Consider the following 11,440-nt stretch of genomic DNA (forward strand, 5'->3'; position numbering starts at 1 on the left):
GCCAGAGAGACAGCAGATAACATCTACATATATTAAAATCAAATGCAACAATTAATTGTATCAGATTGATATAAATGCTGGAATTAGCTACTTTAGGTCTACTACAACGCGAACCGCTACATGGCTACCGCTTAAAACAGCAACTAGAGCTGTTCATGAGTGGTTGTATCAGCGTCAACTATGGAGCTATTTATCCGCTCTTGAAGCGCCTGGAAGAACGGGGTGCAATATCAGTGTTGGTAGAGGAGGAAGGCGAAGCGGGTTCGCTCCGCAAGAGTTACAGCATTACGGATCGAGGGCGCGAGCGATGGATGCACAAGATGATGGAATATCCCCATGAAAGCTGGGTGAATGCTCGCTCTCGCTTCACGATCAAGTTTTTCTTTTTTGGTAACTTAGAACCCGCAAAACGGATTAAGTTACTGGAGCATCGCCTGATGGTTTGTCGGCTGCGCCAGGATCTCCAAGAAAGGGAACCGCTGCCAGCAGATCCCTACCAGGCAGAAGTTTGGCGCAGATGTATGGTAGTGATTCGAAGCGAAATCGAATGGTTGACCGAACAACTGGCATCTGAGCGAACAGAACCCTCTTTGGGAAGTTCGGGGCAAAGCGAGGTAGAGACGAGAATCGTCGCCACTTGAGAGACATCGAATCCTGCAACCGAACAATGGCAACGCCATGTCAAGAGAAATACAAGGACTATCTGTAGGGCTAAAGTAGTCAATTATTTCTAGCAGAATGCACCAATATCAAGCTTAGGGGTCTGCATTTTCAGGTTCTTGGCGCAATTCACAAAAATTCGTTTGCCAAGCACATTAGCAACCCAGTATCCTTCTTAAGGTGCTTGAGCTAAAGAAAAGAAGTTTTTCTAACAGCGCAGACCAAATTCAAAAACTTATGCCAAATTCTAGTCATCCGTTTCACTGGGTAAGAACTGGTCTCATGGCTGTGGGTGCGAGTGCAGCGATCGCCATGAGCTGTGCAAAACTGAGTGTTGCACAAGAAACGCCTCCTCTTACTCAGCCAAATAGTGCTTTTGAAAGTCAGGGAACCCAGTCGGTTGCCCCTACGCCAGCGCTTCCCGCAATATCTTCCCAGACGCTAAAGGAAGCCGTCAGCCGAGATGGAGCTAGCCCTCCCGACTCAACGGGAGGAAAGACAGGTGTTTCCCAGTCGGCTCCACCACAACCGCCACAGGCACCCGCCTCTCTGGAAAGCCTACCCCTTGAATACCTCAACCCCAGCGCCAATCCCCTCCAATTTCCCACCAAATCTGAGGAAGTGCAGATTCAAACCTTCCAACGGATTACCCTACAACAAGCTCTGGAGCTGGCACGGCGCAACAATCGGGATTTACAAGTGGCAATTCTCACCCTGGAGCGATCGCGGGCATCCGTGCGAGAATTTCAGGCGGCTGAGTTTCCATCAATCGGCGTAGAATCAAATTTTTCCAGGTCAGATTCTCCGAATGCTGAGCTAAATCAGCAACAGTCATCCTCCTTAAACTCATTATTCGGGAATGACGACGATAATACCGTCTCGACATCCTTTGACACCAGCCTGCAAGTGAGTTACGAACTCTACACCTCCGGGCGGCGCGGGGCACGTATCCGGGCGGCAGAAGAACAGTTGCGATTCGATCAGTTAGAGGTAGAACGCCAGTCCGAGCAACTCCGCCTGGATGTCAGCAATGCCTACTACGATCTGCAAGAAGCCGATTCCCAAACTGAGATTTCCCAAGCAGCAGTGACAGATGCCGCGAGGAGTCTCCGGGATGCTCAGTTGCTAGAACAGGCTGGACTTGGGACGCGATTTGACGTACTCCGGGCGCAGGTACAGCTGGCAAATGCCGTTCAGGATCTAACTCGCAGCCGAAGTCAGCAGAGCATTGCCCGCAGGCAATTAACGCGGCTGTTAAGTCTAGGGCAAACCGTTGAAGTGGCGGCAGCAGACGAAATTGAGGTTGCCGGTGACTGGAATCTAACACTAGAACAGAGTATTATTCTCGCCGTGAAGAACCGAGCCGAGCTAGAACAGCTTTTGGCTCGACGGAACATCAGCGAACAGCAAAGGCGTATTGCCCTGGCGGCAACCAGACCGCAAATCAACCTAGTTGCCAACTACAGCGTTTTAGGGGTATTAAATGATGATGTGGGGCCAGCCGATGGTTTAACCTTGGGGGCGCAATTCCGATGGGATTTTTACGATGGGGGAGCCGCCAGAGCCAGAGCAAATCAGGAGAAAACCAATATAGCGATCGCTGAAACTCAATTTGCCGATCAGCGCAACCAAATCCGCTTGGAGGTGGAACAAGCTTATTACAACTTAAGGTCGAATGCCGAGAACATTCAAACTGCCTTTTTTGCCGTCACCCAGGCAGAAGAAAGCTTGCGTCTGGCAGAGTTACGATTTAGATCCGGCGTCGGCACTCAGACAGATGTAATTAGCGCTCAAACCGAGCTAACTCGTGCTAGAGTCAACCGTCTTACAGCTGTTCTCGACTACAATCGCTCCCTGGCAGCTCTCGAACGGGCGATTAGCAATCTCCCGGATAGTCAACTTTCCGATCAACCCCAATAGGGCGATGGAAGCGAATCGATCCTACGGTGTCTCAAAACACCACTGGCGTTTCAGTAAAGATCGGCTTTGCTAAATTTGGATAATTTTTTAAGATTTCTTAATAGAAGCGAGGTGAGTTAAAAAGGCGGATGGCTAATATTACATTTGTCAACGAAAATCAAGAAGCGATCGCAGCAGATGGGGCTAACTTAAGAGAAAAAGCCCTACAGAATGGCATTGATATCTATACCTTTAGGGGAAAGATGATGAACTGCGGGGGATATGGTCAATGCGGCACCTGCATTGTGGAAATTGTCGAAGGTATGGAAAATCTTTCGCCTCGCACTGAGGTGGAAAATCGCAAACTGAAGAAAAAGCCAGAAACCTATCGCTTAGCTTGTCAAACTCTTGTAAATGGCCCGACAAGTGTGAAAACAAAGCCGCGATAGAAAATTAAAGGTTTTTAACGCAAAGCTCGCAAAGGATTTCGCCAAGTTACGCCAAGGGATGATAAATTCTCTGCGTTACTCTGCGCTTCCTTTGCGTTTAAATTTTCATGGCTCTACTGCCTAGAACCATCCTCCCAGCGGCACTAGCTTGAGAAATTCTTGCTTGATCTTTTGATAAATTGGAATCTTTCCCGGTTGGATGTGAGCATACCCAGTTGTGCCTAAAAATAAGGGAACATCTGGATTTTCAAACGAGATCCGCACCTTTACTATTGGCTTTTGTTGAGATGGCTCGGATGGCGCTACTGGTAAAATTTCTTCTACCTTCGCGTCGTAAGCGCGGAAATCGATTCCCGGTGGGCGAAATCTCACAGACATTCCCTGTTTAATTAACTCAGCATCTTCTTGCTGAATCTCCACAACAGCCGTGAGCTGACTCAAGTCAACGATTTGTAAAAGTTCTTTGCCTTCTGGGAGTTTTTGACCTTCCCATTGGTCTATATCCTGAGTAATTACCGTTCCTGACATCGTTGCTAATACAGTTAGCTGGTTGCTTCTGTCCTGCAATTTTTCTTGTTCTGCTTGCAACAGGAGAATTTGTTTCTCCCACTTTTGCACTTCGGCGGCGGCAACTTTCACTTCTTGTTCGGCAGACTGCACTGCCATATTCTTTTCCCCAGCTTCATCTTTGCGCCGGTTCAACTCTAGACGTATTTCCTTCTTAGCGGCATCAATTTGAGCTTCTGTGGTAGTAATTTGCTGGGTTTTGGCGGCGATTTCTCCCTCTAAAACGGCTCTTGCTCTTTTGGGTTCATCCAGCTTGACGCTAGGCAAGACGCCCTGTTGAACTAATTTCTCATCCCTGAGAATTTCAGTCTGAAGCAAACTTAAACTCTTTTGCAAACCATCCAGTTCTTTGTGACGTTCTTCCTTAGTTCTTTCTAAAACAAGGACGTGAGGTGGCGGATTTCCTTTAAGCATTTGGTCAAACTCTTGCTGGAGTTCGTTAGCTCTTTGAGCCGCTGTTTGTGCTAAAAAACGGACGTGTTGCAGTCTGGATGAGGCGGTTGATTGCTGTTCTGATGCTGACTTCTGGGCTGATGAAGCTTCCTGGAATTTTTGATCGATGTCGGCAAGCTTGTCATCGAGTTCATTACTCGAAAGTTGGGCAATGCGTTGTCCGGCAACTATCTTACTATTGGGACGCACGTAGATTTTTTCCACTACGGCTGGCTCGGTCATAGTAACAACTTTTCTGGAGCCTGGGGTTGGTTCGATGGTGGCTTTACCCGTGACGGAGTTTGCAATCGGGATGAATCCAATACCGACTAAACCAACGGTAATACCACTGAGTATTAGCCATTTGCTGGTTGATTTGGCTGAAGTGGGGGTCTTATTGGGTACGTCGGCGTGTGGCGCTGTTGGTTGCGGTGTCACATTTTTCCCTGTTGTAGGGGGTGGCACCACTTTTAGCTGGGGAGAGGGGCTGGAATTATTGGCAGGATTTGCAGAATTAGGGGTAAGCATGGTGGCAGATGCAGGAGTGGGGTGGGGACGTTGCGGTTTGGGGGTAGAACTACTGGTATCGGCGGGAAAGTAGAAATAAATCGCCCAAAGTGCTAGCAGGGTGAGGGCAGTAATGGGGATATGGGTGAGCGTCCAACTGGTGACAAAACCCAAGAGGCTGCCAAAGACAAGTAGAGTGTAGGCAAGACTACAGGGGGCATAGGCAGCTAAAATCCTCTGGTCGCTTGGTTCTTCTCGGCTGGCGCGTCCTTGCAGCAAGTTGGCATAAAATCCGAAGGAGCGGCTACGCAGGTTGTTGATGCCACTCAGGGCGACTGCCAGGTAATAGCCATCAAACTTGCTTAAGGGATTAAGATTCAAGGCGACAGTAAATAAAGCTGCTGCCATTAGTAAGTAGCTGGTGGTGTGCAGCCACGAGGCGGATGACTGCCATAACCAGAAAGCACCTGCGGCAATTATCAGTTGACAAACCACTCCCGCTGCCACAACTAAGACTCTTTGCCGACGCTTCACTAAGCAATAAGCATCAGTGGTGTTGGTATAGGCAGCGGGGATAAAAAACATGAACATTAGCCCCACGTCCGGGACAATGCCGCCGTAGTATTTCAGCGTGAAGGCATGACCGAGTTCGTGGAGGGTGACAACCAGCATGGATAGCAGGGCAAATGGTAGCACTAAGGCGGCTCCCTGAGTGGCTACCAGTTGGTGTCCGGTGAAGAAAATTTTAGCTTGTTGGGAAAGAGCAAAAGCGCCAGACCAAGCGAGAAGGAAACACACAAAAAAACCGAATTGCTGCGTCCAAATCCAGCGCAACGGGTTAATATTCCGCGTCAACCACTTATCGGGATTGAACAGGGAAATTTTGAAAAACAGTAGTTGTAGGGGGGTGAATTTGCCTTTAGGTGGTTTTGACGGTTTAGTGCCTTCCAGCATGGCAGTCGCCGCCAGTAGTTGCAGAAGTTGCCGCAGTTCGTCGGGGGTGAGGTGGTGTTTTTGAGCGATCGCCCCTAGTGTCATCCGTCCTAAATCCGCGATCGCTGCTTTACTGCGCTCATCCACCTGAAGAAACGTTACATCCTCTGGATTTCGTAATATCCAGTATCCATCTGGGTGCTGAATCCACTGTACGCAAGACTTCAGAAGAGACGAAGTATTTGGTTCTAAATTTGTCGATTTTTCCGGGGCTTTATCACTCGATACTTCCCCTATATTGCTGTCTTCCGGTAGTGCCAGAATTTCTAATTCAATTAATTTCTGTAGTAGCTGAGATACAAAATCGGAATAAATCGCTTCACCCAACTTTTGCTGACAGCGCTTTTGGACTTGTCTGATGGTAAAACGCCCGGTAAAAAATGTTAGAGCATAGCCTTCTATGGCAGAAAACCGGATGCGTCGATTGTCTTGTAGCGCTTGCAAGAGGAATTCAGATGAATTCCGCACCTTGCCCAGTTTCCAATAAGCAGTTAGGTCGGGACAGATCCAGTTACTACTTTCGTTCTCAGCGAATCCACCCTCAAGATTCATTAGCGAAAGTCCTACTTACAGTAGATTCATCCCTAACAGCATAATCTTAAATTTTCAGTTTTAGGAACAAAAACAAAGAAATTTAGACGAATATCTAAAAACCATTTGATTATGAATTAAAACTATAAAAATATATGTATATCTACGGATATTAAATATTGTTTTTCTGTAAAGGTTTACGCCACTTCTTCATCACAACTCTATAAAAAGACGCGAAAAATCTAGATAAAATTCACCATAAATTCACAAACTAAACTAAAAAGTTCAGTAATATCTCTCCCCTTATCTGGAAAAAAAGTCGTGTAAATTTTACTCAAGCCAGAGAAATATCACTGAAGATAGCTGGTGCTGCGCCAAGTATTTTAAACTACCAGGGTACAGGGAATGAATCGGTTCAAGTTTTTCTCGAAAAAGGCTGCGGCTCAAAGATTCCAGCCTCAGGAATCCCCTCAGTTGCCACCGTTGCAGACGTTCATTTTAGAACCGATTCTGACGCCGAGTGGTTTGTTAGACGGCGGAGATAGTGCGCCCGATCCAATGGTGATGGATTGGGGTACGGATGCGATCGCTGATGCAGATATCCCGGACACAGATGGGATGGATGCGATCGCTGATGCAGATATCCCGGACACGGATGGGATGGATGCGATCGCTGACATTGACATTCCAGATGACGACATCGAACCCGTTGACTTCTTCTACGGCGATGCAGATGACCCACTGGGGGCTATTTCAGACCCCAGCCCCATCTTTGAATCTGGCGTCTTCACTGTAGGCGAAACCGGCGAAGTTAGCATTGATTTCCTATTTGACGGCGGTCAGTATCAGGGAGAACTAGCCGTTTTTAGCCTGGATGGAATGGATGAATTTGAGCCTGGTTCGCAAGAGTTTATCCAAGAAGCGGCTTCTCGCGCTTTGAGTAATTCTGAGTTAGGTCATGTAGCGCTTTCTGACACCGCTGAAGGAGCCAAATTTAATGGCGCACTGCCCCACGAAAGCAACTTTAACACTGGCGAATACCAAGGCGTCAAAACCTTCTCAATGCGTCCCGGCGACACCTTTGGCGTCATGCTAGTGCCTCATGGTACTGTACAGCAGCTATTTGACAACCCCGCGGCTGAGGGTTATGCGCGTCCGCTGTTCTCAATGACGACAAGCAACCCGAATGATGCCTTCCACATGGGACAGATTGCCGATGTCACCGGCGATGGCAATACTTTCGTGATGGAAGATATGCGGGTTGATGGCTGGACAGACAAAGACTATAACGACGTTGTTTTCCAAGTGCGGGGTGCAACAGCCGAAGCAGTGCATCTGGATGATGTAATTGACTCCGGTAAAGATTGGCGCAGTACAGATATGGGTCAGGCATTAATCGCTTATGCCGAACCCTACGTTACACCCGATGCTGATGATGGGGGAGCGATCGCTGTTGACACAATTCCCGATTTAGAAGACTCAGGGGATGATGGGGGAGCGATCGCTGTCGATCCTATTCTCGACTTAGAAGACACAGGGGATGATGGGGGAGCGATCGCTGTTGACACAATTCCTGATTTTGAAGACATTGCTGAAAATCCAGCTAATGATACAGAAGTTGTAGAAGAACATACCCATGTCGGAGAAGTACCCGTAACCAACATGGTTCAGCCGCAGCGGTTTGAGTTTGCCAAAGCGAATCAGCCTTTGGTGGGCGTGATTGATACAGGTTTCAGTGCCAATAATCCCGATATTGACTATAGCCGGATTATTTTGGGGCAAGACAGAGTGGCTGGGGATGCTAACCCGTTGCTGTCAGCAGGTGAAGGCAACGAACATGGAACCCACGTTTTAGGTATTATTGGGGCAACTCAAGACAATGGTATTGGCATTAATGGCGTCAATGATGAGGCACCAATTTGGGTAGGCCGTGCAACTGGTTCTGGGCAATGGTCACAATCTCTAATTGAATTTGTAGATGCTGCCAAGGAGTCACAGCAACCAAATGCAGTTGTTAATCTCAGCTTTGACCTGACTCAAATTAATCCTGATGGCAGTATCACCACTCGGACAGAACTGACAGCAGCAGAACGTGGGGCCTTGGAATATGCTCGTCATAACAATGTTTTAGTCGTTGTCTCAGCTGGGAACCAGGGCGGCGAGATGTCGGCTTTAGGGACAGCTTCTTTGGAATTCGACAATGTGATCGCAGTTGGTGCTGTAGGTTCAGACTCTTCTGCCCATGCTGATTATTCCAGCTTTGGGGCTGGGCTAGACGTTATGGCTCTTGGCGGTGATGCTGACAATCCTATTGTCTCAACAAAGGCTGATGGCATTGGAACGGGATTTGGTACTTCTGTGGCTACTGCAAGAGTGACTGGGGCTGCGTCTCAAGTCTGGGCTGCCAACCCGGATCTCAGCTATCACCAGATCAAAGACATCCTCAAGGCAACAGCAACGGATCTTGCTCAAATTGGATGGGATGCAGGAACAGGAGCTGGATTGCTAAATATGAATCTGGCGGTTCAACTGGCAGCATCCACAACACCAAAACCCAAACTAACACAGTCTTCAACCATAAATCTGCCCGATCTCAAAACACCCGTTCTGGGGTCAACTCAAGCAGAGAATGGCGTTGTCTACGTGTCTACCAGTTTTGGTCAAATTCTGCGGATCAACACAGAAACGGGTGAGCAAAGTCAGGTATTCCAAGGTCGAGCATTTACGGATCTTGCGGTTGCTCCAAGCGGCAAGCTTTATGGCTCCACTTTCAATGGTTTGTTTGAAATTAACTCAGCTACTGGAGAAGAGACTTTCATTGGGCAATTTGCTTCAAGGCTAAGCATCAATGCCCTGACATTCTCTCCTGATGGCAAGCTTTATGGAGCAGACAGCGAGACAGGTAAGCTATTCCTAATTTCTCCTCAAACTGCCCAAGCTGTTGAAATGGGTTCTTTAGGTGGGCCAAGTAGCGGAGATATCATTTTCAATGGTCGTAATCAGATTTTGGCAACGGTCAAGGGTTCTACGAGCGATCGCCTGGTTGCTGTAGACGTGACCACTGGCAATGCCAAGATGATTGGTGATTTAGGCTTCTCTAATATTTATGGTTTAGCACTTCTGAATGGAGCGCTGACAGCCTTGACCGCCGAGGGTCAGAAACTAGCGATTAATCCACGCACGGGTGTGGCAACTCTTCAGGGTACGGTTTCCAGCCAAGGTCAGATTTGGGGTGCAGCTGATAATCCTAGCAGTGCCGGGATTGTAACGGGTGAATTACCTACAGTTCTGCCGGAGGGTCAAGTTGACCCCAACCGTCTACCAGTAAATGTGGAACGCGAAACCGATGCAGCATCTCAAAGCAAAGCCAGCGCTATGGGCTCAGACTGGAGGACAGAGTATGACCGCACCCAGAACTGGATAGGGAGTATTACAAGCTTGCAGCCCCGGTTCTTCTGGAGGGATGGACAAGGCCGTAACTGGGAAATCATTAATACTACAAACGGCTATATAATACGCACACCTGGACTAGGAGCCTTTGCCTTTTCTTGGGAAGAGTACAATAACACGAAGAGTTGGGACTTGTTCTGGAATGCAGTGCATGCAGGGCTTACCAGAAATCAAATCATTGCGCTCAAAAATGCTTACTGGGATCGTCGCAATGTAGGTACGCAGATTGTTGGTTCCTTACAGCGTTGGGGCAATGGCTGGACACAAGAGTTCAGGGACGGCAGTGGTAACCGCACAAAGCTGATGTTGGAGGATGGTGCCAATACAGCTTACTGGATGCAGGGCGGCAATCTAGCTGAATATGAATTTGTGGGTGGTCCAGTTGGTCGGAACTTAGAGGGTCGGTGGGTACAATTGGGCTACCCTCGCTCTAACGAAAATCAAATTTCTCGTTCTGATGGCAAATGGGCGGTCTGGCAAGCTTTTTCTGGTAACGACGGTAAAGCTCGTATTCATTACCTAGATGGGATTGGCTCAGTCGCTACTTGGGGAAGCATTGGTTCTCTCTACACCAATTTGGGCGGAACCTATCACTGGTTGGGAATGCCAACTCGTCGAGAGTACATTGACGGTGACACGATTTTCGCTGACTTCCAAGGAGGTCGCATTGCTTACAACCGCAATGATGGACGTACTGAAGCGATTCATTGGGGTGAACAACCTTCTTGGAGACGTCCAGTTGGTAATCCCGATATTGATATCCAAGTTGATTTCTATGGAAATTTTACTTTATTGCAAAGAAACTTAATTCAACAAGCCGTCATAAATTGGGAAAACATCATCACGAGAGATAAGGTATCTAGTGGAGTTCTCAGAATTGCAATAACTCAAGGTTCAAAAACTATGAATGGTGGTACTTGGGGTCACTGGGCTGAAACCACTTTTATGGAAAATCAGCAAAAATCTCGGTTAGACTTAACTCGTGACTACTTAGGAGAGGGGCGTATTCATTTCAATAGCCAGATAATAAATACATTGTCCAGCAATTCATTAGTTCGTCTGACTATGCACGAAATTGGTCATGCACTAGGTTTAGATGAAGCTCAATTTGACGCAACTTTGGGAATGAACAGTGTCATGGATTTAAAAGGTCTAGATCCAAACATCACTGAAGGTATGTATAAACGGCTAGAATGGTTGGGCTACAGCGTTAATCGTAGTTCTAGTATCAACTGGGGTTAATTGTGCTTATATCAGAAGGCGATTTCTTGTATTTCCAGCAATCCCTTTTCCTCCCCCAGAGAATGTCTTTTATCCTTCTCCATGCCTGAACAGTATTGAGGAAATTGAATGGGGTTTATCGCTGGCAAAAACACAGGTTCAACCTTTAATAAATTGATGTAGATGTCACAGAAGCGATTGCACTCTCTATTTCCCCAAATGTGATCGCTCCTCCTTTTCCCCTTCCGAAAGAACGCGCAATCGCCTTTTTTCCTGTTATAGAAATAGGCGATCGCCCAACTGGGCTATGCGAAAGCGTTGCGCGGAAAAAGTCAGTTCGCAGTTTGCTTTGCAGATGCTACGCGATCGCGTATCCTGTATGCTCTCGCACTTGGGGCGGATGGAACGCCAGCACAATATGACCTTTAGGCACTCCAGCCGCCACCAGTTCACCCGTGATGCCATCCTCAATGCCATCATAGTGAATCCAGATTTTGTCATTGCGGATTTGGGCATGAACCATACAGCCATGCACTCGGCGGTCATTCTCCCAACCTTCGTGCATCAGCATAAAATGATTGCGTTAGCGAAGCTTTCCGAAGGAATCGCGGCTAACCACCACATAAGCGATCACATCCCCATAACGGTAAGGCAGATCCGCATAATATTGGAGAATTTTCTCCAAAGTCTCACGCCATTGGTCTATAGGTTGATTTGCGGTTGCCATTGGA

The 11,440-nt window shown here is 47.6% G+C and carries 5 protein-coding genes and 1 pseudogene; 4 read left to right on the forward strand and 2 right to left on the reverse strand.

What is annotated here, in order from left to right; all coding sequences use genetic code 11:
• Positions 1 to 74 precede the first annotated feature (74 nt).
• From AC2VDX_RS00520 to AC2VDX_RS00530, 3 genes are all read left to right on the forward strand, one after another.
• The gene (locus AC2VDX_RS00520) at positions 75 to 641 is read left to right on the forward strand and encodes a PadR family transcriptional regulator (protein ID WP_378172985.1); all 567 of its coding nucleotides are present in this window, start codon (positions 75 to 77) and stop codon (positions 639 to 641) included.
• Positions 642 to 897: 256 nt separating this feature from the next.
• The gene (locus AC2VDX_RS00525) at positions 898 to 2,580 is read left to right on the forward strand and encodes a TolC family protein (RefSeq protein WP_378172982.1); all 1,683 of its coding nucleotides are present in this window, start codon (positions 898 to 900) and stop codon (positions 2,578 to 2,580) included.
• Positions 2,581 to 2,708: 128 nt separating this feature from the next.
• The gene (locus AC2VDX_RS00530) at positions 2,709 to 3,008 is read left to right on the forward strand and encodes a 2Fe-2S iron-sulfur cluster-binding protein (RefSeq protein ID WP_190414681.1); all 300 of its coding nucleotides are present in this window, start codon (positions 2,709 to 2,711) and stop codon (positions 3,006 to 3,008) included.
• A gap of 120 nt (positions 3,009 to 3,128) precedes the next feature.
• Here AC2VDX_RS00530 and AC2VDX_RS00535 read toward each other — a convergent pair whose 3' ends face one another.
• The gene (locus tag AC2VDX_RS00535; protein ID WP_378172978.1) at positions 3,129 to 6,059 is read right to left on the reverse strand and encodes an efflux RND transporter periplasmic adaptor subunit; all 2,931 of its coding nucleotides are present in this window, start codon (positions 6,057 to 6,059) and stop codon (positions 3,129 to 3,131) included.
• Between the two features lie 384 nt (positions 6,060 to 6,443).
• Here AC2VDX_RS00535 and AC2VDX_RS00540 point away from each other — a divergent pair, with 384 nt between their 5' ends.
• The gene (locus AC2VDX_RS00540; RefSeq protein ID WP_378172975.1) at positions 6,444 to 10,730 is read left to right on the forward strand and encodes a S8 family serine peptidase; all 4,287 of its coding nucleotides are present in this window, start codon (positions 6,444 to 6,446) and stop codon (positions 10,728 to 10,730) included.
• Between the two features lie 337 nt (positions 10,731 to 11,067).
• On the opposite strand, the pseudogene AC2VDX_RS00545 reads toward AC2VDX_RS00540, so the two are convergent.
• Positions 11,068 to 11,436 (reverse strand): annotated as a pseudogene (locus AC2VDX_RS00545) (element excision factor XisI family protein).
• Between the last annotated feature and the right edge of the window lie 4 nt (positions 11,437 to 11,440).

It is taken from the genome of Coleofasciculus sp. H7-1 (assembly GCF_057473865.1).

Coding starts and splice junctions, on each gene's coding strand:
- AC2VDX_RS00520 (WP_378172985.1), top strand. CDS start 75: ATGCTGGAATTAGCTACTTTAGGTCTACTACAACGCGAACCGCTACAT.
- AC2VDX_RS00525 (WP_378172982.1), top strand. CDS start 898: ATGCCAAATTCTAGTCATCCGTTTCACTGGGTAAGAACTGGTCTCATG.
- AC2VDX_RS00530 (WP_190414681.1), top strand. CDS start 2,709: ATGGCTAATATTACATTTGTCAACGAAAATCAAGAAGCGATCGCAGCA.
- AC2VDX_RS00535 (WP_378172978.1), bottom strand. CDS start 6,059: ATGAATCTTGAGGGTGGATTCGCTGAGAACGAAAGTAGTAACTGGATC.
- AC2VDX_RS00540 (WP_378172975.1), top strand. CDS start 6,444: ATGAATCGGTTCAAGTTTTTCTCGAAAAAGGCTGCGGCTCAAAGATTC.